Annotated in this window: 17 protein-coding genes; 4 read left to right on the forward strand and 13 right to left on the reverse strand. The window is 72.4% G+C overall.

What is annotated here, in order from left to right; translation table 11 throughout:
* Window positions 1-9: 9 nt before the first annotated feature.
* A complete protein-coding gene (gene serA / locus ACYVNR_RS09940) occupies window positions 10-1,221 on the reverse strand; it encodes a phosphoglycerate dehydrogenase (RefSeq protein WP_461047909.1) in 1,212 nt (403 codons plus the stop codon).
* Between the two features lie 151 nt (window positions 1,222-1,372).
* Window positions 1,373-2,047, reverse strand: a complete 675-nt coding sequence (locus ACYVNR_RS09945) for a GntR family transcriptional regulator (protein WP_461047910.1) — start codon at window positions 2,045-2,047, stop codon at window positions 1,373-1,375.
* A 16-nt stretch (window positions 2,048-2,063) separates the two neighbouring features.
* On the opposite strand from ACYVNR_RS09945, the gene ACYVNR_RS09950 reads away from it, so the two are divergent.
* Window positions 2,064-4,901 (forward strand): FAD-binding and (Fe-S)-binding domain-containing protein, encoded by a 2,838-nt coding sequence (locus ACYVNR_RS09950; protein WP_461047911.1) that lies wholly within the window; start codon window positions 2,064-2,066, stop codon window positions 4,899-4,901.
* Window positions 4,902-4,973: 72 nt separating this feature from the next.
* Here the strand turns inward: ACYVNR_RS09950 and ACYVNR_RS09955 are convergent, their stop codons facing one another.
* On the reverse strand, window positions 4,974-6,575 hold the full coding sequence (locus tag ACYVNR_RS09955) for an Hsp70 family protein (protein ID WP_461047912.1): 1,602 nt from the start codon (window positions 6,573-6,575) through the stop codon (window positions 4,974-4,976).
* Between the two features lie 144 nt (window positions 6,576-6,719).
* On the opposite strand from ACYVNR_RS09955, the gene ACYVNR_RS09960 reads away from it, so the two are divergent.
* Entirely contained in the window at window positions 6,720-7,373 is a 654-nt protein-coding gene (locus ACYVNR_RS09960; RefSeq protein ID WP_461047913.1) for a dihydrofolate reductase family protein, read from the forward strand.
* Window positions 7,370-7,912: a P-loop nucleotide/nucleoside kinase family protein gene (locus ACYVNR_RS09965; RefSeq protein WP_045186625.1), complete on the forward strand. Its 543-nt coding sequence runs from the start codon at window positions 7,370-7,372 to the stop codon at window positions 7,910-7,912. The genes ACYVNR_RS09960 and ACYVNR_RS09965 overlap by 4 nt, the downstream gene beginning before the upstream one ends.
* Window positions 7,913-7,981: 69 nt before the next feature.
* Here ACYVNR_RS09965 and ACYVNR_RS09970 read toward each other — a convergent pair whose 3' ends face one another.
* The 5 genes from ACYVNR_RS09970 to ACYVNR_RS09990 form a co-directional block, all read right to left on the reverse strand.
* Entirely contained in the window at window positions 7,982-9,067 is a 1,086-nt protein-coding gene (locus ACYVNR_RS09970) for a hypothetical protein (RefSeq protein ID WP_461047914.1), read from the reverse strand.
* Window positions 9,060-9,569: an RNA polymerase sigma factor gene (locus tag ACYVNR_RS09975; protein WP_458800157.1), complete on the reverse strand. Its 510-nt coding sequence runs from the start codon at window positions 9,567-9,569 to the stop codon at window positions 9,060-9,062. The genes ACYVNR_RS09970 and ACYVNR_RS09975 overlap by 8 nt, the downstream gene beginning before the upstream one ends.
* Window positions 9,570-9,713: 144 nt before the next feature.
* On the reverse strand, window positions 9,714-10,946 hold the full coding sequence (locus ACYVNR_RS09980) for an MFS transporter (RefSeq protein WP_045186635.1): 1,233 nt from the start codon (window positions 10,944-10,946) through the stop codon (window positions 9,714-9,716).
* 78 nt (window positions 10,947-11,024) lie between these two features.
* The gene (locus ACYVNR_RS09985) at window positions 11,025-13,523 is read right to left on the reverse strand and encodes a peptidoglycan recognition protein family protein (protein WP_461047915.1); all 2,499 of its coding nucleotides are present in this window, start codon (window positions 13,521-13,523) and stop codon (window positions 11,025-11,027) included.
* A gap of 157 nt (window positions 13,524-13,680) precedes the next feature.
* Window positions 13,681-14,418, reverse strand: coding sequence for a phosphotransferase (locus ACYVNR_RS09990; RefSeq protein ID WP_461047916.1), 738 nt, complete (start codon window positions 14,416-14,418; stop codon window positions 13,681-13,683).
* A 121-nt stretch (window positions 14,419-14,539) separates the two neighbouring features.
* Between ACYVNR_RS09990 and larC the strand changes: the two genes are divergently transcribed.
* Window positions 14,540-15,823, forward strand: a complete 1,284-nt coding sequence (gene larC / locus ACYVNR_RS09995) for a nickel pincer cofactor biosynthesis protein LarC (protein WP_461047917.1) — start codon at window positions 14,540-14,542, stop codon at window positions 15,821-15,823.
* A 15-nt stretch (window positions 15,824-15,838) separates the two neighbouring features.
* Here larC and larB read toward each other — a convergent pair whose 3' ends face one another.
* The 5 genes from larB to ACYVNR_RS10020 form a co-directional block, all read right to left on the reverse strand.
* Entirely contained in the window at window positions 15,839-16,519 is a 681-nt protein-coding gene (larB, locus tag ACYVNR_RS10000; RefSeq protein WP_461047918.1) for a nickel pincer cofactor biosynthesis protein LarB, read from the reverse strand.
* The gene (larE, locus tag ACYVNR_RS10005; protein ID WP_461047919.1) at window positions 16,512-17,417 is read right to left on the reverse strand and encodes an ATP-dependent sacrificial sulfur transferase LarE; all 906 of its coding nucleotides are present in this window, start codon (window positions 17,415-17,417) and stop codon (window positions 16,512-16,514) included. Before larE ends, larB begins: the two co-directional genes overlap by 8 nt.
* Window positions 17,418-17,427: 10 nt before the next feature.
* On the reverse strand, window positions 17,428-18,858 hold the full coding sequence (gene gndA, locus ACYVNR_RS10010; RefSeq protein ID WP_045186647.1) for an NADP-dependent phosphogluconate dehydrogenase: 1,431 nt from the start codon (window positions 18,856-18,858) through the stop codon (window positions 17,428-17,430).
* 150 nt (window positions 18,859-19,008) lie between these two features.
* Window positions 19,009-20,790, reverse strand: a complete 1,782-nt coding sequence (uidA, locus tag ACYVNR_RS10015) for a beta-glucuronidase (RefSeq protein WP_461047920.1) — start codon at window positions 20,788-20,790, stop codon at window positions 19,009-19,011.
* Between the two features lie 197 nt (window positions 20,791-20,987).
* Window positions 20,988-21,824: a hypothetical protein gene (locus tag ACYVNR_RS10020; RefSeq protein ID WP_461047921.1), complete on the reverse strand. Its 837-nt coding sequence runs from the start codon at window positions 21,822-21,824 to the stop codon at window positions 20,988-20,990.
* Window positions 21,825-21,886 lie beyond the last annotated feature (62 nt).

The raw sequence follows: 21,886 nt of genomic DNA on the forward strand, positions 1-21,886 counted from the left end.
GCTGCGCCCTCAGTCGGCGGCGTCCTCGGACCACGTCTCCAGGTGCACGGCCTCCGCGACGTGGCGCAGGGAGGCGAGCGTCTCGGGCGACATGGGCACGTCGGTGTCGGTGACGACGTAGCCGAGCTCGCCGCGGGTCGCGAGCGACTGCCCGACGACATTGGCGCCGGCCTCGGCGAGCGTCCGGTTGATCGACGCCAGCACGCCGGGGACGTTGCGGTGCAGCAGCGCCATCCGGTACGAGCCGTCGCGGGGTGCGGGGGCGACGTCGGGCAGGTTGACCGACAGCGACGTCGCGCCGCTCAGCATGTATGCCGTCAGCTTGCTCGAGACGAACGTGCCGATCTCCTCCTGGGCCTCCTCGGTCGAGCCGCCGACGTGGGGGGTGAGGATGACGTTGTCGAGGCCGCGGAGCGGGGACTCGAAGAGGTCGCCCTGGGCCTTGGGCTCGACGGGGAACACGTCGATGGCGGCGCCCGACAGGTGCCCGCTGAGGATGTGCTCGCGCAGGGCGAGGTCGTCGACGACCATGCCGCGGGAGGCGTTGATGAAGACCGACCCGGGCTTCATCCTGGCGAACTGCTCCGCGCCGAACAGGCCTGCGTTGCCGGGCCGCCCGTCGACGTGGAGGCTGACGACGTCGGACTCCTCGAGCAGCTCCTCGAGCGAGCCCATGCGCTGGGCGTTGCCGTGGGCGAGGCGATCTGCCGTGTCGAAGAAGGCGACACGCATGCCGATGGCCTCGGCCATGTTGGACAGCTGGGTGCCGATGTTGCCGTAGCCGACGATGCCCAGCGTGCGGCCGCGGGTCTCGTAGGCGCCCTTGGCGGACTTGTCCCAGACGCCGTCGTGCATACGCTGCGTCTTCTCCGGGAGGCGGCGCGCGAGGGCGAGGATCTCGCCGATGACGAGCTCGACGACGCTGCGGGTGTTGGAGAACGGCGCGTTGAAGACGCCGAGGCCCAGCTGGGTCGCGTGGGTGAGGTCGACCTGGTTGGTGCCGATGCAGAAACAACCGATCGCGCGCAGGTCGGGCGCCGCGTCGAGGACGGCCTGGGTGACCTTGGTGTTGGACCGGATGCCGAGGACGGACACGCCCGCGAGGGCCTCGACGAGGTCGGCCTCGCCCAGCGATCCAGGGCGGACCTCGACCTCGAATCCGTTGCGACGGAACGTGTCCGCGGCGACGGGGTGGACGTTCTCCAGCAGGAGTACCTTCACGCTCTTCTCCCTAGGGACTTCCGGACGGTGCCCGGGTCCCGATCTCGTGATTGCTGTCGGTCGTGGTGGTGTCGGGGCTCAAGCGTGCCCCCAACGGCGGTGCAGCCGCAGTGCGGTGCGCTGGGTGAGACGGTGCGGGTGGTCTCGGTCATCAGGCCTCCACCGTCGCCACACGGGCGAGGCTCCGGACCAGCAGCCGTCCGGTGTGCTCGAGGTGGTGGCGCATCGCCCGCTCCGCCCCGGCGCCGTCACGGCGCAGGATGGCGGTCACGATCGGCTCGTGCTCGTCGCGGATCTCGCGCAGCGTGCGCCCCGCGGTCGTGGTGGGCGGCCCGAGCAGCGCCGTGGTCGCGCGGAGCCGGTCGATGATCGTGGCCGCGCGCTGGTTGCCGCCGGCACGCATGAGCAGGTCGTGGAGCGCGTGGTCGGCGGCCCAGAAGCTCTCCTCGTCGTCGAGCGCCGCGTCCATCGCCGCCAGGGTGTCGCGGATGGCGGCGTGCTGCTCGTCGGTGGCCTCCTCGGCGACCCGGCGGGCGGTGCCCGGCTCGAGGGCGAGGCGGATCTCGATGATCTCCTCGATGTCGTGGGCGCTCGGGGTCAGCACGCGGAAGCCCCGGTTGCGGTCGATGCGCACCAGGCCGGCCTCGGATAGGCGCAGCAGGGCCTCACGCACAGGGCTGCGCGAGACGCCGAGCAGGTCGGCCAGCTGGTAGACGGAGTACGTGTCGTCGGGGACGAGCTCGCCGGCGGCCACGCCCGTGCGCACCGCATCGACGACCGCGTCCGCGAGGGACGGGGCGTCGTGGGGGAGCACGAGCTGAACCATGAGTAACATGTTACCCATGCCTGAGCTCACCACCGACGTGGCCCGCGCGTTGGTCGGCGCCGGACTCGAGGTGCGGGCCGACGCCGGCACCCGCAGCATGTACGCGTCGGACGCCTCGCTCTACCGCATCCTCCCGCTCGCCGTCGTCCGTCCCCGCAGCGTCGACGAGGTCGCCGCGACGCTCGCGGTGGCTCGTGAGACCGGCGTCCCGATCACCGCTCGGGGGGCCGGCACGTCCGTGGCGGGCAACGCGGTGGGACGCGGGATCGTCCTGGACTTCTCGCGCCACCTGAACCGCGTCCTCTCGGTCGACCCAGAGAGTCGCACCGCCGTCATCGAGCCCGGCACCGTGCACGCGGTGCTGCAGAAGGCGGCCGCACCCCACGGCATACGCTTCGGGCCCGACCCGTCGACCCACCCGCGCTGCACGATCGGCGGGATGATCGGCAACAACGCCTGCGGCTCGCGGTCGCTCGCCTACGGACGCACCTCCGACAACGTCGCGGGGCTCGAGCTGCTCACCGCCGCAGGCACGACGCTCGTGACCGGCTACGACGCCGACGGCACGCCGTTCGCGAGAGGCGCCGACGACGTGCTCTCGGGCGTCCGTTCGGTCATGTCGGGCCACCTCTCGACGGCTCGCACCGAGTTCGACCGGTTCGGTCGGCAGGTGTCCGGCTACGCCGCGCACCACCTGCTGCCGGAGCGCTTCGACCTCACCCAGGCGCTCGTCGGGTCCGAGGGCACGCTCGGCGTCATCACGGGCGCGACGGTCAAGCTCGTCGTCGACGCCACGGTGCGCGTCGTCGTCGTGCTCGGGTTCGACGACATCGTCGCCGCTGGCCGGGCGGCCCCGGCCGTCGTCGCGCACGGGCCGACGTCCTGCGAAGGCCTCGACTCGCGCCTCATCGACGTGCTGCGCGCACGCCGAGGCGCCGACGCCATCCCGCCGCTGCCGACCGGGCGTGCCTGGCTCTTCGTCGAGTTCGCCGGTGAGGACGTCGACGAGGTCACAGCGCGAGCGCGGGCGCTCGTGGGGGAGGGCCTGGCCGTGGACGCCGAGGTCGTCGTCGAACCGGCCGTGCAGGCCCGTTTGTGGCGGATCCGTGAGGACGGCGCCGGGCTGGCCGGTCGCGCGCCCTCGGGCAAGCCGGCCTGGCCCGGCTGGGAGGACGCCGCCGTGCCGCCCGCGCGTCTGGGGGAGTACCTGCAGGCCTTCGACGACCTCGTGAGCTCCTACGGTATGACGTCGGCGCCGTTCGGGCACTTCGGCGACGGGTGCATGCACGTGCGGCTCGACCTGCCGCTCGACCGGCCCGACGGCACCAGCGTCATGCGCGAGTTCCTCACCGAGTCGGCACGCCTCGTGGGAGGCTTCGGCGGCTCCCTCTCCGGCGAGCACGGTGACGGTCGGGCACGGTCCGAGCTGCTGCCGCACATGTACTCCGCCGACGCCATCGCCCTCTTCGGCGGGATCAAGCACGCCTTCGACCCCGACAACCTGCTCAACCCGGGGGTGCTGGTCGACCCCGACCCCGTGGACGCCGACGTGCGACCGGCCGGGCACTTCCCGGTGCGCAACCTCGCGATGGCCTACCCGCACGACGGCGGCGACCTCTCCCAGGCGGTGCACCGCTGCACCGGCGTGGGCAAGTGCCGCGCCGACAACTCGGCCGCCGGTGGCGTCATGTGCCCCTCCTACCTCGCCACCCGCGAGGAGAAGGACTCCACCCGAGGCCGGGCCCGGGTGCTGCAGGAGGTCGTCCGCGGCGAGCTGCCGTGGTCCGACCCGGCGGTGCACGACGCGATGGACCTCTGCCTCTCGTGCAAGGGCTGCGCCTCGGACTGCCCGACCGGCATCGACATGGCGACCTACAAGTCCGAGGTGCTGCACCAGACGTACCGGCGCCGCCTCCGGCCCCGGTCGCACTACACGCTCGGCAGGCTGCCGATGTGGGCCCGTCTGGGCGGGCGCGTGCCCGGGCTGGCCAACCGGGCGCTCACGCTGCCGCTCGTCGGTGCGCTGTCACTGTGGCTCGCCGGCGTCGACAAGCGGCGCTCCATCCCGGCGTTCGCCCGGCGTCCGTTCCGCCGCACCTTCCGACCCGCAACCTCCGACCTGAAACCCGTCGTGCTGTTTGCCGACTCGTTCACCGACGCGTTCTCTCCGGCGGTGGCGGAGGCGACGGTGCGCGTCCTGCGCGACGCCGGCTACGAGCCGCGCCTGCCGAGCGGTTCCGTGTGCTGCGGCCTCACGTGGATCACCACCGGGCAGCTCGACTCGGCCAAGAGCATCCTGCGCCGCACGGTCGCGGCGCTCGCCGACGACGCGCGCGCCGGCGTGCCCATCGTCGGCATCGAGCCGTCCTGCACGGCGGTGCTGCGCTCCGACGTGCACGAGCTGCTTCCCGGCGACGAGGATGCCGCGCTGGTCTCGTCGCGGGTGCGCACCCTCGCCGAGCTGCTCGCCGAGACCCCCGGGTGGACCGCACCCGACCTCACCGGCACGACGGTCGTCGCCCAGCCGCACTGCCACCACCACGCCGTGCTCGGCTGGAAGGCCGACGCCGACCTGCTGAGGGCCACCGGTGCGGCCGTCGAGACGCTCGCGGGGTGCTGCGGTCTCGCCGGCAACTTCGGTGTCGAGATCGGCCACTACGACGTGTCGCTGGCTGTCGCGGACCAGAACCTGCTCCCGGCCCTCGACGCGAAGCCCGATGCGGTCGTGCTCGCCGACGGCTTCTCGTGCCGCACGCAGGTCGCGGACCTTCGCGACCGCGACAGCCTCCACCTCGCGCAGCTGCTCGACCCCGCCCGTCGCCCGGGCAGCCAGCGGGCGCGGCAGGACGGCTGACCCGCCGCCGAGCGACACGGCATACGGCCGGGTGCATGAACTCGACCCCCGCCGAGCCGTCCTGCGCCCGGCTCAGGCCTGGAGCACGTGCTCCTGGCGATAGCCGGTCGTCAGGTCGGTGAGAGACAGCTCGATGATGCCCGCGGAGTCGACGGTGTAGCGCTCCTCGAGCAACGGGCCCGACCCGATGCGCACGATCGGCAGCTCGCGCAGCAGCGCGGCCCGGTCCGCGTCGCCGCCCTCGGCCTCGCCCAGCGTCTGCTGGAGCTCCGGGTCGAACGGAAAGACGATCTGGGCCACCGGCGCGAGGTCACCGCGGGGCTCGCCCTGGTCGTCGACGGACGAGTACTCGACGAAGCGGAACCAGCCGATGTTGTGGGCCGCCTGGTAGCGGCGGGTCACCACGACGGGCTGCGCGGACCCGTCGTCGTCCAGCGGGTCGGCGGTGCGGAGCGACCGGTCCAGCACGGGGTCGAAGGACACGGCAGCGCCGCCCTCGCGCTCGCGGAAGACGCCGAAACCCCGCGAGAGCCGGTCACGCAGGGAGAACCCGCCGTCGGGGTCGGCGGCGATGGCCAGGCCCACCGCGGTGGACGCGCTCGGCATGGGGGAGCGGTGCACCCGGCGACCGAACCGGGTCCGGAGCTGCCGGGGGACCAGCGGCAGCCCGCTCGCGCCTCCGACGATGTAGATGCCGGCGACGCCCTGGAGCTCGTCGGGGGGCCCGTCGGACGGCTGCTGCGACTGCAGCGACTGCACGAGCGGTTCCATCGCCTCGGTCGTCTCGGCGACGAGGGGCGTCACGGCCGCGTAGTACTCGTCGACGGGGATCGTGACGGTCGTCGTGTCGGGGCCGTCGCGGTCGGGCACCTCAACCCCGACGCGGCGCGACTGTGGCCCGATGCGCTCCTTCGCCTCGCGGCACTCCTCGAGCAGCGCGGCCCACGATGCCTCGGACAGGTCCGAGCGCGAGCGGCCACCGGCTGCGAGGACGGTGGTGGCGAGCGCCTCGTCGAAGTCGTCGCCGCCGAGCCGGTTGACCCCGAACGAGTCGAGCACCTCGTGGTGGGTGCCTGACAGCCGGAGCAGGGAGGCGTCGAACGTGCCGCCGCCGAGGTCGTAGACGATGACGAGGTCGCGCTTCGAGGTGATCGACCGGGCCTGCCGGTGCGCGAACTCGAAGCTCGCCGCCGACGGCTCGTTGACGAGGCCGGCGACGTCGAACCCAGCGCGTCGGCACGCCTCGAGGGTGAGGAAGCGCTGGGCGCTGCCGGCCTGCGCGGGAACGCCCAGCACGGTGCGCGGAGACTCCGTACCGTCCAGCCGCTCGTCGACGCTCGACGCGTTGCGGAGCGCGTGCAGCACGGCCGAGAAGAGCCCGGTGATCACCTCGAAGAGCGGTACTTCGCGATCGCCGACGCGCATCACCGTCTCGGGAGTGACCCGAGGCTCGGCGAGCAGCCGCTTGAACGACCGGGAGGACGGCATACCTCGCCGGGCGGCCTCGAGGGCCGCGAAACCGTAGACCAGCGTCCCGTCGTCGTCGGCGACGACGGAGGGGAAGTGGTCACGGGCGTCGCCCTCCTCGTCGAGGAAGCTGACCACCGGGTAGTTGCCGCGATCGCCGTGGGCGACGACCGTGTGCGTGGTGCCGAAGTCCAGGCCTAGATCCATGGCCCAAGGCTAGGCCGGTCACCGGGAGGGCGAAGAGGTGGACCGCAGGGCGAGCCGCGGTGCAGGATCGCCGTGGGCGCGTCGTGCCTGCTCGACGGTCGGTCACGACACCGGCCGGACCGACCCTGCACCAGGAGGAGCGAGATGTCGCGCACCAGAGTCCACAACTTCTCCATCTCGCTGGACGGCTTCGCGACCGGCGAAGGGCTCTCCGCCGAGGTCCCGTTCGGCCACGCGGGCCACCGGCTCCACGAGTGGATGACCGCCACCCGGTTCTGGCACACCGTCGGCGTCGTCGAGCACGGCGAGGGGGTCTTCGGCAGCACCGGCGCCGACAACGCCTTCGCGGAGCGGCACGAGCACGGCATCGGCGCGGAGATCATGGGCGCCGGCAAGTTCGGCCCACCCGGCTGGCAGGACGACCCGGAGTGGCGCGGCTGGTGGGGCGACAACCCGCCTTTCCACACGCCGACGTTCGTTCTGACCCACCGCCCACGCGGGCCGCTGGAGATGGAGGGTGGCACGACCTTCCACTTCCTCGACGCGTCGCCGGCAGAGGCGCTCGACGCGGCCCGTGAGGCAGCCAAGGGCCAGGACGTGCGACTCGGGGGCGGCCCGACCATGCTCCGTGAGTTCCTCGCCGCCGGGCTGGTCGACCACCTGCACGTCGTGCAGGTGCCGATCCTGCTGGGCCGGGGCGTGCGCCTGTGGGACGGGCTGGAAGCCCTCGAGCACGGGTATGCCGTCGAGGCCGTGTCGACGCCGAGCGGCGTCACGCACCTCACCTTCACCCGATGAGCCCTCGACGCCCGACGCTGCACCTCACGGTCGGGCTCCCGAGCACCGGGAAGACCACGGCCGCTCGCCGCCTCGAGGTGCAGCGGGGTGCCTTGCGCCTCACGAAGGACGAGTGGGTGAAAGCCCTCCACGGGCGCGAGAACCCGCCCGCGGCGCAGGACGTCATCGAGGGTCGGCTGGTCGAGGTCGGGCTGCGCGTCCTGCAGCTCGGGGTCGACGTCGTCATCGACTTCGGCCTCTGGAGCCGCGACGAGCGCTCGGCGCTGCGCCAGGCGGCCGCGGACCTCGGGGCGGCCGTCGAGCTGCACTACTTCGAGGCCAGCCCGGAGGAGCAGCGGCGGCGAGCCGACCAGCGCCAGGCCGACGCACCGCACACGACGTGGCCGATGTCCGACGAGGAGCTCGCCGGCTGGGCGGCCCGCTTCGAGACGCCGACACCCGGCGAGCTCGACGGCAGCGAGGCCGTGGACGACCCACCGGCCGGGTTCGAGACCTGGGACGCGTGGCGCGAGCACCGCTGGCCGCCCACCGTGTCGTGACGGCGGTCGCCCGGCTCGCCGGCGCCGTGCTGGGATGCCCGGGATCCGCCGTGCCTCCGAGCGGGCGCGTCAGAGCGGCGTGAGCGGGCCGGGTGGCCTGAGCGGGTGGGCCATCGGGGGCAGCTCCTGCCATCTCGGTGGGATGAGGAACCGGTCACGGGGCTGGTGCTCGTAGTAGCCCGCCAACTGCGGCATCGGGGTCTGGCGGATCTGCCAGGTGCGGCCCTGGTCGAGGCTGACGACGAGCTGGTCCTGGTCCGGGGTGACGGTCTGGTAGTAGGCGACCTCGCAGTCGGGCCCGCCCTCGGCCATGGTGGTCGAGTAGGGGTCGGCGGGCAGGTCGGTGCTGGCGAACGAGCCGTCCCGCTGCTGGATGACCAGCCTGGTGCGCGTCCCCGCGCCCGACAGTCCCCACACCCCACACCCTTGGGCCGTCGGGGTGGCCCAGCGTGTGTCGGGCAGGTCGGGCACCGCGAGCCGTTCGAGGGTGTGGGCGGTGACGTTGAGCGAGCACAGGCCGACCTGGTCGGCGCACTCGATGCTCGACACCCCGTAGTTGTGGGTGACGGCGCGGTTCAGCACGGTGAGCGGAACAGGGGTGCTCATGGTCGCGGACAGCAGGTAGGGGCCCGGGTTCTCGTGGGCCCAGTACCAGAGGCCGTTGCCGACCTCACGGAGCAGTCCGTCCCCCGTACGCGACGGCTGGGAGAGCGTGTCGGTGACGGCTCCCATGGTGACGAGCTGGTGGCCCGACCCGTCCACGACCGCGATCGCCTCCTGTCCGAGGCAGTCGTTGTCGTGCGTCGGCGTCGGGCACCGCTTCCACACCGTGAGCAGGGTCCGGGAGTCGCTGCGGGACTGCAGCTGCTTGACGATCGACGCGGCCGGGTGGCCGACGATGTCGTCGGCGGTCCAGGTGGGGACCAGCAGCTGGGATGGGGGCTTCGGAGCCGGCACCGAGGGAATCGGCGGGCGGCGCAGCTGGCTCAGGCCGGCGACGGTGAGGGTCAGGGCGAGCACCGCGGCCACGGCAGCGGCCGCGGCGACGAGCGCGCGGCGCCGGCGGGCGCGTCGTTGCCCGGCGATCATGACCTCGAAGGGGAGCTGGTCGACCGACCGCTCGGTCTCGCGGGCGAAGCTGCGAAGGTCAGACATGGTCGGCCTCCTGTCGGTCGCTGAGATGGCCCGCCATCTGGGTGCGGGCCCGGGCCAGGCGCGCCTTGACCGTCCCTTCCGGCACAGCGAGCTCGTGCGCAATCTGGGCGACGCTGAGGTCGGCGATGTAGTGCAGCACCGCCGTGAGCCGCACCTGCGCGCTCAGCTGGCTCAACGCGTACACGACGGCGACGTGGTCCTCCGGGGCCCCGGGGCCGAGCTCGATGCTCAGCTCGGCCCGGAACCTCGGCAGGATGCGCCCGGCCACCCGGGCCCGGCGCCAACGGTTGCGCAGCCGGTTCAGCGCCACGGTACGCAGCCATGCCTCCTTGTTCGACGCGGCGACGAAGTCCGCACGGTGCGTCAGGGCGGTGAGGAACGACTCCTGCACCACGTCCTCCGCCTCGGACCGGTTGCCGCACAGGGCGACCATCTGGGTCACGAGGCGCCGGTAGGACAGGTCGTACACCGCGCGGATCGCGTCGTCGTCGTCTTCGTGCATGAGCGGGCCACCTACCGATTTCCCTGTCGATGCTTCCACTCCTGACGAACCCCCAGAGGGCGTTTCGGTTGCATGCCGTCTGTGGTGCCGGCGGGACGCGTACGCCCGGGCGGCTGGGACGTGCCGACGCGAGGGGACGGACGGCTACGTGGAGGCGCGGACGTGGCGGAACGGCGTGGCGGCCAGGCCGACGGCCACGAGCGCGAAGACGGCGGCCGCGAGCAGCAGTGTGGGCCGGATGCCCCAGCCGTCGGCGAGCACGCCGGCGGCCGGCGCCACGACCATGGCGACGGCCCGGTTGAAGGAACGGAGCGTCGTGTTGGTGCGCGCCTGGAGCGAGTCGGGCGTCATCAGCTGCCGGTAGCTCATCTCGTGGGAGTTGCTCATCCCCATCGCCAGGCCGTAGAGGAACTGGCCCAGGAGCACGGCCGCGAACGCCGTGCCGGACGCCTGCCCTGCCAGCACCATGGCCACCACGCCCGCGGTCGTGACGACGTGGCAGGCGATGATCGTGCGGCCGGTGCCCAGCCGCCGCCCGACCCACGTCGTCAGCACGGCCCCCGCGACGGCGCCGACGCCGCCGGCCGCGCCGACGATGCCGAACTGGAACGCCGTCAGGTCGAGGGTGAGCAGGACGTAGGGGGCCAGCACGACGCCGACGATGGCGTTGCCGACGAACCAGGCGTGGGTGGCCACCGCGATCGCGGCCAGACCCGACGAACGGTAGACCCAGCGCACGCCGTCGACGATCTCGCGCAGGAGCGTGCGGACCGTGACGCCCGTGCGGGGCGGCGGCTCGTCGACCCGCATCCGGCGCAGCGTCAGTGCCGAGTACACATAGGTCAGGGAGTCGAGCAGCACCGCAAGCGGGGCACCGACCGCGTTGACCAACAGGCCGCCCACAGCGGGCCCCGCGGTCGAGGCCGCGGCATCGGTCCCGTCGATGCGCGCGTGCGCCGGCTGCAGGTGCCTGGTCTCGAGCAGCCGTGGCAGAAACGACATCTCGGCCGCCCCGTTGATGACCGCCCCGGTGCCGGAGAGCGCGACGACGACCAGCAGAGCGGGCAGGGAGAGCGCCTCGAACCACCAGAGCAGGGGAATCGTGAGGAGGAGGAACGCCTGCGCGAGGTCGGTGCCCACCATGAGTGGCAGCCGGCGCCTGCCGTCGACGATCGCTCCCACGAGCAGCCCGAGGACGAGGTAGGGCAGCCAGCGCGCGGCGTTGAGCCACCCGACCTCCGTCGCCGTGCCGTGCAGGTCGAGGACGACCAGCGCCTGCAGCGCGAAGAGGGTCACGTACGAGCCGAGGCCGGAGACCGCGCTCGCCCTCCAGAAGCGCACGAACGCCGCGGAGGGCCACGCGTCGCTGCCGGTCACGGACGCGAGTCTCCCATGCTCGGTGGAGCGCACGGCATACGGCGGGCGGTGGGTGAATCCGCCGCCACCGCCGTGGGGTCAGGGCGTGTAGTAGCCCATGAGGTCGGCGACGACGTGGGTCGAGCCGGCGGCGTTGTAGACGTTGACGAGGCTGCTCGTCGTCGTGCTCGTGGTCACCGCATTGGTGACGCTGCGGCCGGCGAGCGTCGAGAGCGACGAGGTGCCTGGCTGGCTCTGGCCGGAGCGGTAGAGCGAGAGCCAGCCGTTAGCCGTCGAGGCTCCACCGGCGGACAGGGACGCGCCCCACACGGGATAGATGGTGTCGGGGACGCCGAAGGTCGTGGCCCGGCCCGCCCCCAGTGCCCCACCTGCCACTCCCCACCCGAGCCGGGTGTCGACGAGCCGCCGCGGCGCGACGGCGACGAACTTGAGTCCGCGACCGTCGGCGTAGAAGCCCAGGGCGTCGACGACGACGTCGGCCTGCCCCTGGGCCACCCAGAGGGTCACGCGGCCCGACTGGTCCGCCGGGATGGTGATGAGGTTCGCGACGGGCGTGCCCGCAGAGACGCTGAGGGTCGGGACAGCCGGTCGTGCCGTGCCGGCCCGGTAGGCGGTCAGCGTCGTCGTGGCCGTCGCGTTGAGCGTGGTGACGTTGAAGGTGACCGCGCGTGTGCCGCTGAGCAGGCCGGGGATGGTGAAGGTGAGCGGGCGGGCGGCCGAGACCTGCTGTCGCGGGGCGCCGACACCGGTGCGCGTGTCGACGAGGCGTGCGGGTCGCGTGTAGGCCGCGTAGCCGGCCCCCGTGCCGGTGCGGAAGTAGCCCTCGAGGTCGGCGATGAGGTTGATCGAGCCCTTGGCGTTGAAGAGGCGCACCTTGCCGCCGGGCGCGACGCCCACCGTCACCTGGGTGGTGACGTTGCGGCCCGGCACCACGTCGACGTTGGACGTGAAGCGGCGGGCCATGTGGGCCGGGTATGCCGTGACGGTCGTCGGCGTCGTCGCGTTCAGCGCCGTGACGTTGAGGGTGACGGCCGTCGCGTTCGAGGGCAGCCCCGGCACGGTGAGCACCAGCGAGGTGTTGGCCGGGAGCGGGCGCTGGCTGGTGCCGAGCCCCGTGCGCGTGTCGAGCAGGCGTCGCGCCGTCACCGGCACGTAGACGGACCGGCCCACGACGTACTGGTAGGTGCGCCACGTCGACGCCGCCGAGGACCTGATGGAGGGCACCTGCGGGTATGCCGCGTCGCCGGGGCAGCTCGTCAGGCTGAGGTCGCGGTGACCCATGACGCGGGGTTTCGTCACCCGCACCCCGGCGTCGTAGCGCGAGCTCCCGGCCGAGGTGAGCACGACGGACGAGCCGGGGTCGAAGCTCGACCGGTCGGCCTGCCACGCGATCGTGCGGCTGACCGCGCTGGTCACCGCGCTCGGCATCGTCACGCTGGTGAAGGTGCCGATGACCGAGACGCCGAAGGTCTCGGCGTTGAAGCCGCCGGCGTGGGCGCCCTGCGTGAAGCCGGTGAGCCCGCCCTTGCGGCCTTCGTAGATGCGCCCGAAGCGGTCGACGAGGAAGTTGTAGCCGATGTCGCACCAGCCGTTGCTCTGCGTGTGGTAGGCGAAGATCCCACGGACGAGGCCGGGCGCCTGCGCGGCCGTGTAGTTGTTCGCGTTGACGGTGTGGTGCACGACCCCCGCCCTGAACCCGCCCACGGCGTCGGGCTGGCACGGCATCATGCTCTCGTTCGCGCCCCACTGCGCGCGGGTCACGACGGTGGGCTGCGGCACGGACGCGAGCGTGGCGCTGGACGTAGTGGTGGTCGTGGCGGTGGCCGTCGTCGAGGCGGTGGCGGTGCGGGCTCCGCTCGTGCCGACGGGCGCGGTGATGCCGGTGGTGCCCGTGGTGCCGGTGGTGGCCGCGGGCATCGTGGCCGCGGGCATCGTGGCCGTCCCGTCGGAGGTCGAGGTCCCGACCGGCGACGTGGCCACGGCGGCGTCCGAGGGCGCGGTCTTCGCGTCGACCAGGCTCACTGCGAGGTTGCGGGGCGCGGCGCCGCCGTCCGTCAGCACGCGGACCTCGACGGCGTCGGAGCCGGCCGCGGTGAGCGGGTCGGTGCCCTTCCGGGCGTTGCGGCTCTCCGCGGTGCCGGCGTCCGGCCCATGCTCGTCGTCGACCTCGAGTCCGATCCAGCCGCTCCAGGCGCCCTTCGCGTGGGTGCGCGCCTCGACCGTGAGCCCGGCGGGAGCCGCGCCCTGGTAGGTCACGCCCACGACGTCGAACTTCGTGCCGGAGCGGCTGACGGCGGCGACCACCTTGCGCGACCCGGGTGCGCCGGACGACCGAGCCGGGCTGGGCGGCTGCGTCGGGGCGCTCGCGACCGCGGGGATGGGCACCTTGGTCACCGACGGAGTGACGGGTGCCGCGGCGCGGCCCGGCACCGCCCCCGAGACGATGCCGGGCCTCGCCGCCGGGGCCGCGGTGGCCGCACCGGTGCCGGGTGACCCGGTCGTGGCCAGCGCGACCGGGGCTGCCAGGGCCAGGACCGTGGTCGCTGCGGCGCGGGTGAGAGCAGGGTGTGACGGCATCCGGGACTCCTTTGCATCAGGACTGTCGTTCTGTCCCGTTCGTCACACTATGGGCATCTCTGGGCGCCCCCAACGGCCCGCACCTGTGAATCAGTCCCGGACTCGGTCAGCAAAAGACCATCGACCGGTAAGTCCTGCGTGACGTCGCGCGACAGCCCTACAGCTGCGCCTTCAGCACGTCGATCTCGCACCCCGGCGCTGCCGGGTCGAAGCCGTGCTCGACGAGCCAGCGGATCGCCGTCAGGCTGCGGAGAGACCACCACCCCCGGATCACGTCGCGGTCGACGTCACCGCCGTAGCCGAGCAGCACGTCGTCGAGGTGCTCCGGGTGGCCGAGGCTCAGGACGGCGAGGTCGTAGAGCGCGTCGCCCCGCCCACCCTCGGACCAGTCGAGGATGCCGGTCACCTCGTCGTCGTCGACGAACACGTGGGCGACCTGGAGGTCACCGTGCACGAAGACCGGGTGCCAGGGACGCAAGGCCGCCTCGGCGACCTCTCGGCTGCGCCTCACGAGCTCGGCCGACAGGACGTCGTGCTCGATGAGCCAGGCGCACTCGGCGTCGAGGTCCGCCGTCTTCTCGTACACGCTCGCGCTGGACCACGGTGGCGGCGGCGCGTCGTGGACCAGGCGAAGGGCGGCGCCGGCGGCGCTCCACGACGCCGTCGAGGCCGTGGACGGCTGCCCCAGGCGCGCGATCGGGGTGCCGAGCAGGGCGGCGAGAGCGAGCACCGGCGGTGTGCGCCAGAGGATCGTCGGTGTGGGAACAGGTGCCATCGTCATCGCCTGGACCTCGCGGTCGGTGCGCGCCTGGTCGGCGTCGACCTTCAGGAAGACGTTCCCGACGCGCAGCGTCGCGCGCTCGCTGTGCGCCACCACGACCTCGATGCCGTCCACGTCGGCCAGTCTCGCGGAACGTCGACGCCCTTCCCCACCCAATTGCGAGGTCAGGTGCGCCTCCGCGCGGCCCGGCAGGTCCCGCGCGGCTCCGGCGCCGGCGCGGCATACGGTGTCGGTCATGGAGCGTGGAGGCGAACCGGGGCTCGCGGCGTGGCTCGACCTGTCGGCGGGTGTCGCGGGAGACATGCTGCTCGCCGCCCTCGTCGACGCGGGCGCCGACCTCGAGGTCGCGCAGTCCGCCGTGGACGCCGTCATCCCGGGCACCGTGCGGCTCGTGGCCCACGAGGTGCAGCGTGCGGGGATGCGCGCGCTCAAGGTGGACGTCGAGCTGCTCGTCGCCGACCAGCACCACCGCTCGTGGTCGACCATCCGTGAAGGTCTCGTGTCGGCCGCCCTCGACGAGTCGACCCGCCGGCGCGCGCTCGCGGTCTTCGGCGCCCTGGCCGAGGCCGAGGCGCGGGTGCACGGGCTGGGCGTGGAGGAGGTGCACTTCCACGAGGTCGGTGCCTGGGACTCGATCGCCGACGTGGTCGGGGTCTGCGCCGCCCTGACCTCCCTCGGCATCTCCAGCGTGACCGCGTCGGCCATCGCCGTCGGGTCAGGCACCGTCAGCGCGGCGCACGGACGCATCCCCGTCCCGGTGCCGGCGGTGCTCGAGCTGGTCGACGGGTGGGAGGTCACGGCGGGCGGCGACGGCGAGCTCGCGACGCCGACCGGGGTCGCCCTGACGACGGCACTTGCCACGACGCAGGGGGCGGTGCCGTCGCTTCGCGTCACCGGCAGGGGTGTCGGTGCCGGCACCAAGGACGTGCCCGGCCGGGCGAACGTCGTCCGGGTCGTCATCGGTCGGGCGGTCGCCGGTCCAGCGGGTGGCGGCGACGCGCCCGCGGAGTCGCGGCCGAGGGACGACCTGGAGCTCGGGGAACTCGTGGTGCTCGAGGCAAACGTCGACGACTTCGACCCGCGCCTGTGGCCCACCGTCATCGACAGCCTGATGAGCGGCGGTGCCGCCGACGCGTGGCTCACGCCCATCCAGATGAAGCGGGGTCGTCCGGCCCACCAGCTGTCTGTCCTCGCGGAGCACGCACGCGCCGCCGGGCTTCGCGACCTCGTCCTCGCCCTCACGAGCACCATCGGGGTCCGCGAGACGGCGGTCCGGCGATGGGCGCTGCCGCGGGGGTGGGCCGACGTCGAGGTCGACGGCTGTCGGGTCGGCGTCAAGGTCGCTCATCGAGCCGGTCGGGTCGTGACGGCGACGCCGGAGTTCCGGGACGTCCAGGCCGCCGCATCGGTGCTCGGTGTGCCCCTGCGGCACGTCCTGGACCGGGCAGCGGCCGCCGCCATCGAGGCCGGTCTCGTCGCGGGCACGCCTGTGCCCGAAGGACTTCGCGCGCAGGCGTGACGCGGCGGACGGCTTTCAGCGAGCTGCGATCTGCGCTGCCAGGTGGCCGCCGCCGTAGCCGTTGTCGATGTTGACGACGCCAACGCCGGGCGCGCAGGCGTTGAGCATCGTCAGCAGCGGGGCGATCCCGCCGAACGCCGCGCCGTAGCCCACCGACGTCGGAACGGCCACCACGGGCGCCTTGGCCAGGCCGGCGACCACGCTGGCCAGCGCACCGTCCATCCCGGCGACGACCACGAGAGCGCCCGCGCGGTCGATGAGCTCGCGCCGGGCGAGGATGCGGTGGATGCCCGCGACGCCGACATCGACGACGAGCTCGACCTGCCGCCCGAGGTACCGGGCCGTCAGGACCGCCTCCTGCGCCACAGGCAGATCGGAGGTGCCGGCACACAGGACGACGACGAGCTCGCCCGTGGCAGAGGGGGGTTCGGCCGGCCACGCGACCAGTCGGGCCACGTCGTCGTGCACGGCGTCGGGCAGCTCGGCCAGGACGGCGGCGGCGTGCTCGCCCGAGGCCCGCGTGAAGAGGGCGGCCCCGCTCGTCTCGCCGGATGCGTGCGCCTCCGCGAGCCGGTGGGCGATGGCGCGCACCTGCTCCGCGGTCTTGCCCTCGCAGTAGACGGCCTCGGGGTATCCGCGTCGCGTCGCGCGGGCAAGGTCGAGCTCGGCGACCCCGTCGAGCGACGACTCAGCCACGGGTCACCTCGACGAGCGGCAGGGTGAAGGCGCCGGACTGGATGCCCGCCAGGTCGAGCGCGACGAAACGGAAGCCGGCCGCAGTGACATCGGAGACCAGCCGGTCGCGTACGCCGGGCGCGACCGCCCGGGCGAGGTCGTCGGCACCCAGCTCGATGCGTGCGACATCCCCATGGTGCCGGACCCTGCTGTCGGCGAAACCCATTGCACGCAGGGCGTGTTCGGCTGCCTCGACCTGGGCGAGACGCTCCGGGTCGACCTCGGTGAAGTGCGGGATGCGCGAGGCGAGGCACGGCGCCGCGGGCTTGTCGGCGTTGGGCAGAGCGAGCGCGCGCGCCAGCGAACGCACCTCGGCCTTCGTCAGGCCGGCGTCGGCGAGCGGACGCAGCACCCGGTGGTTCGTCGCGGCGCGGGAACCAGGACGGTCGGGTCTGCGGGCGTCGTCGGCGTTCTCGCCGTACGCGACGGCGACGAGCCCGTGGCGCCCGGCCACCTCGTCGGAGATACGGGTGAAGAGCTCGTCCTTGCAGTGGAAGCAGCGGTCGGGGCCGTTGCGGCGGTAGGCGGGGTTGTCGCCCTCGTGCGTGGCCACCTCGACGACGGCGACGCCGAGGTACGCCGCCACGTCGTGCGCGCCACGTCGTTCGTCGGTCGCCAGGCTCGGCGAGACGCCGAGCACGGCGACGACCCTCTCGAGCCCGAGGGCGCGAACCGCCAGCGCGAGCAGCAGGCTCGAGTCCACGCCGCCCGAGAAGGCGACCCCGACGCGCCCGTCCGAGCCAGGCGGCATACCGGCTCGGAGGGCCGCGGTGACGCCATCAGCCAACGGCGCCAGGTCGTCAGGCAGGGTCGGCCGCGCGGCCTCGTCGGTGCCGGTCACGGCTGAAGGGGTCGTCATGACCCCATCCTCACGCCTCGACCTCGCTCCGGTCACCCGACCACAGGGTGTGGAACGCGCCGGGCCGGTCGGTGCGGCCGTAGGTGTGGGCGCCGAAGTTGTCGCGCAGCCCCTGGACGAGGGCGGCGGGGAGGCGCTCGGCGCGCACCGTGTCGTAGTAGCCGAGTGCGCTCGAGAAGCCCGGCACGGGCACCCCGGCGGTGGTGGCGAGGCCGACCACTCGCCGCCAGGCGCCCTGGCGGTCGGCGAGACCCTCGAGGATGCTGGGGGCGACCAGGAGCGTGCGCAGCCCACCGGCGGCGTACTCGTCGCTGATCTGGGCGAGCAGGCGGGCGCGGATGATGCAGCCGCCGCGCCAGATGCGCGCGACGGTCGCGATGTCGACGTCCCAGCCGTACTCCTCGCTGGCCTTGCGGATCTGGTCGAGGCCCTGCGCGTAGGCGACGACCTTGGACGACCACAGCGCGTCGCGGACGTCGTCGATGAGCTGGCGTCGATCGTCAACGGAGAGGGTGCGATCCGGCCCGGCAAGGACGCCGCGGGTGACCTCGCGCACTGCGGCGTCGCCCGACGCCGACCGGGCGAAGACCGACTCGGCGATGGTCGAGACCGGCACGCCCAGCTCCAGCGCGGTCTGCACCGTCCAGCGGCCGGTGCCCTTCTGCTCCGCGGCGTCGGTGATCAGCTCGACCAGTGGGCGACCGCTCGTGGCGTCCACCTGCGACAGCACCTCCGCCGTGATCTCGACGAGGAACGAGTCGAGCTCGCCGGTGTTCCACTCGCGGAAGACGTCGGCGATCTCGGCGGCCGAGAGCCCCGCGGCCGAGAGCACGTCGTAGGCCTCCGCGATGAACTGCATGTCGGCGTACTCGATGCCGTTGTGGACCATCTTCACGAAGTGGCCGGCGCCGTCGGGACCCATCCACGCGCAGCACGCCTCGCCGTCGACCTGGGCGGCGATCGACTCGAGGATCGGGCCGAGGGCGGCATACGACTCCTGGGAGCCCCCGGGCATGATCGACGGACCCTCGAGCGCGCCGACCTCACCGCCCGAGATGCCGGTGCCGACGAAGTGGAGCCCCTTCTCGCGCAGGGCCGCCTCGCGCCGGCGGGTGTGCTCGAAGTGGGCGTTGCCGCCGTCGACGACGATGTCGCCCTCGTCGAGCAGGGGCACGAGCTGGTCGATGACGGCGTCGGTGCCGGCGCCGGCCTTGACCATGATGACGATGCGCCGCGGCTGCTCCAGCGAGGCGACGAAGTCCTCGAGCTGCTCCGACGGGACGAAGGTGCCCTCCGAGCCGTGGTCGGCGACGAGCGCGCGGGTGCGTTCGGGGCTGCGGTTGTAGAGGGCGACGCGGTGGTCGTGACGAGCCAGGTTGCGGGCGAGGTTGCTGCCCATGACCGCAAGACCCACGACACCGATGTTGGCGAGAGCTGTCATTCGAGTTTCCTTCTGGGACAGGCGGTCGAGGAGGTATGCCGCCGGGCGGAGGGAGGGGCCGAGCGCGGCCACGTCATCGGCGACGTGACCGCGCTCGGTCGAGGTCCCGGATACCGACGGTACGCGAGTTGGCGCCGGCACCCGAGCCGCTCAGGCGTCCTTGCGCCAGCGACGGCGCAGGGCGAAAGCCGCGGCCTTCGGCTTGCGGTCGCGGGTGAAGGCGCCCTTCTTGTTGCCGTCGACGCGCATGATCCCGGAGGTCGTCGCGAAGTCGGCGAAGTTCCAGACGTGCTCGCCGACGACGGCGTCGCACGCGTCGAACACGCGGTGGTTCATGTCGAGGTAGTCGACCTGGTACTCCTCGCTCCACGGCTGCGGCGTGAGCGAGTGGTTGCCGGCGAGGGTGTCGGCGCCGTACTCGGTGATGACGATCGGCTTTCCCTCGGACGCCCAGCCGTTCAGCTCGTCGGTCCAGGCGATCTCGGCACCGGGCAGGTCGCCGGTGTTGACGTACCAGCCGTAGTAGCGGTTGAGCATGAGCACGTCTGCGAACTGCGAGACGCGGCACTTCCCGTGCGGCGCGAGCATGACGTTGACGAAGCCCACCGGACGCGTCGGGTCGGCCTCTCGGGCCACGTCGAAGAGCGGCCGGAAGTAGTCCTCGGCGCCCTCCGTGTCGGACTCCGGCTCGTTGGCGATCGACCAGAGCACGACGCTCGGGTGGTTCTTGTCGCGGGCGATCAGCTCGCGGATCGCCCGGGCGTGCACCTCGCGGCTCGCGTCGTTGATCGTGTCGGGGGAGAAGGTCGTGTAGCCCTGACCGCCGAAGATGCCGCCGCCGAGGCCCATGTTGAGGCCCACGGCCGCCGTCTCGTCGATGATGACGATGCCGTGGCGGTCGGCGTAGTCGATGACGTCCTCGGAGTAGGGGTAGTGCGAGGTGCGGAACGAGTTGGCGCCGATCCAGTCGAGCAGCTCGAAGTCCTGCACGACGTGGGCGGGGCTGTGTGCCTTGCCGATCGTCGAGTGGTCCTCGTGCATGCCGAAACCCTTGAAGTAGAAGGGATCGCCGTTGATGAGGAACTGCGTGCCGCGCACCTCGACGGTGCGGATGCCGACGCTCTGGTGGTAGCTGTCGAGCACGGCGCCGGCGTCGTCGACGAGCTGCACCTCGAGGTCGTACAGGTACCCGTGCCCGGGCGCCCAGAGGTGCACGTCCTCGACCGTGAGGGTGCCGGTGGCGCCGGTCGCCGTGGCGACCTCGCGACCGCCCACGTCGCGGAGCACCACGTGCACGTCGAGCCCGTCGGCGTCGGCCGCCTCGACCGTGTAGCCGACCGACCCGGTGTCAGCCTGGAAGCCGGTGACGACGGTGATGTCCTCGACGCGCGCCTGCGGGGTCGCGCTGAGCCACACCGAGCGGTGGATGCCGGCGAAGTTGAAGAAGTCGTGCCAGTAGATCTGCTTCCGACCGGCCGGCCCCTCCTCGATGACGCCCGGCGGGATGGACTGGAAGCTCAGGGTGTTGTTGACGAGCGCCGTGACCCGGACGGGCCGGCCCGGCGTGACGAACTCGGTGATGTCGGCCTCGAACGGGGTGTAGCCACCCTCGTGGCTCATCACCTCGTGCTCGTCCACCCACACCGTGGCGCGGTGCGTCGCGGACTCGAAGTGCAGCACGACCCGCTGCCCGGCCCAGCCGCGCGGCACGTGCACGGTGCGCTGGTACCAGATGTCGCCGAAGTAGTCGCGCACCGAGGGGTCGGCCGTCAGGTCGTTGAACGAGGCCGGGACGGCCATGTCGCGGGGTGCCGGCAGGTCGGCGCTGAACCAGCGGGCGTCGCGCCCCTCGGAGTCGCCGTCGAGCTGGAAGGACCAGATGCCGTCGAGCCGCTTCGTCTCGCGGGTGTTCGTGTCCTGGGGGCGGAGCATGGGCTGGCCTTTCGATGGGTGGTGCGGGGCTCGTCCCATTGACCCACCGCGCGCCACGACCACGCGAGCGATTGCCACCAGTTGCCACGCCGCTCCCGCTCTCCTCATCGAGAAAGCAATCCGTCCCCCCACATCACGATCGAGAAAGCAGTCCGTCCCTGCCACTGCCCGGAGTCAGCGTCTCCCTCGAACCATGATTACCGGAACTGCGCCCGGAGTCGCCGGCTACGGATCTCGGCGAGCTCGAGCATGCGCAGGCTGAAGAACCTGGGATGGATGTCTGTGAGGTCAAGGTCCTCGATCGGGTGACCGAGCTCGTTCGCCACCCCTACAACGAGAGCTTCTCGGGCCTCACCGGTGGTCACGTTCTTGTCCCAGACAGGAAGGACACGCCAGTCGTGCTTCGCGAACCGCGCGAAGCGCAGCTCGTCCTTGGCCCGCTGCTCGTCACTGTCGTGGAAGTCTCGGCCCTGGTACTCCAACAAGAGTCGTTGCTTCACCCACCGCATGTCGGGCCGGCCGAGACGACGGCCACTTGACGCGTACACGGTTGCGTTCAGCTCCGGCTCAGGAAGTCCGGCCCGAACCAGGATCAGCCTCGTCCTCGTCTCGCCCGGTGACTCCGAACCGACCCGGAAACACGACAGCGCCTCGAGAAGCGTTCGCTTACCCCTGGGTGCCTTCCGTGCGTCCAGAGCCTCGACGAGCGGGGTGATCGAGCCCAGCCTGTCCGCGACTGCATCTCCCATGATGACGAGGTCGTCGAGGCCGAGCGGAACCCCGGGACGGATGAGCTCTCCCATGTCGACCCACGTGTCGGCCAGGTTTGTCACCGGTATGCCGTCGACGTCCACGACGTCGCGAGCGAACAAGCCACAATGCCCGACCACGCCGCGGCGCCGAACCGCTCCGTCGCGGGCATCCCGCATGACGTGGATCGCGTCGTCGTCGTCAAGCGAACGCGGGAGCGGCAGGCCATGGAGTCGTGCCGCCGTCAGGTGCGAGAAGCAGTGGCATTCGACCACGAGAGACACGGCCGCACACTGCTGAGCAACCGACTCGAGGGGCGTTGTCGACCAGACACCGCGAACGGGCG

The organism is Terrabacter koreensis (assembly GCF_054783315.1).

What these genes read in the sequence shown, in the direction of transcription:
- ACYVNR_RS09945 (WP_461047910.1), bottom strand. Translation starts at nt 2,047, where the DNA reads ATGGTTCAGCTCGTGCTCCCCCACGACGCCCCGTCCCTCGCGGACGCG.
- ACYVNR_RS09950 (WP_461047911.1), top strand. Translation starts at nt 2,064, where the DNA reads ATGCCTGAGCTCACCACCGACGTGGCCCGCGCGTTGGTCGGCGCCGGA.
- ACYVNR_RS09955 (WP_461047912.1), bottom strand. Translation starts at nt 6,575, where the DNA reads ATGGATCTAGGCCTGGACTTCGGCACCACGCACACGGTCGTCGCCCAC.
- ACYVNR_RS09960 (WP_461047913.1), top strand. Translation starts at nt 6,720, where the DNA reads ATGTCGCGCACCAGAGTCCACAACTTCTCCATCTCGCTGGACGGCTTC.
- ACYVNR_RS09965 (WP_045186625.1), top strand. Translation starts at nt 7,370, where the DNA reads ATGAGCCCTCGACGCCCGACGCTGCACCTCACGGTCGGGCTCCCGAGC.
- ACYVNR_RS09970 (WP_461047914.1), bottom strand. Translation starts at nt 9,067, where the DNA reads ATGTCTGACCTTCGCAGCTTCGCCCGCGAGACCGAGCGGTCGGTCGAC.
- ACYVNR_RS09975 (WP_458800157.1), bottom strand. Translation starts at nt 9,569, where the DNA reads ATGCACGAAGACGACGACGACGCGATCCGCGCGGTGTACGACCTGTCC.
- ACYVNR_RS09985 (WP_461047915.1), bottom strand. Translation starts at nt 13,523, where the DNA reads ATGCCGTCACACCCTGCTCTCACCCGCGCCGCAGCGACCACGGTCCTG.
- larC (WP_461047917.1), top strand. Translation starts at nt 14,540, where the DNA reads ATGGAGCGTGGAGGCGAACCGGGGCTCGCGGCGTGGCTCGACCTGTCG.
- larE (WP_461047919.1), bottom strand. Translation starts at nt 17,417, where the DNA reads ATGACGACCCCTTCAGCCGTGACCGGCACCGACGAGGCCGCGCGGCCG.
- gndA (WP_045186647.1), bottom strand. Translation starts at nt 18,858, where the DNA reads ATGACAGCTCTCGCCAACATCGGTGTCGTGGGTCTTGCGGTCATGGGC.
- uidA (WP_461047920.1), bottom strand. Translation starts at nt 20,790, where the DNA reads ATGCTCCGCCCCCAGGACACGAACACCCGCGAGACGAAGCGGCTCGAC.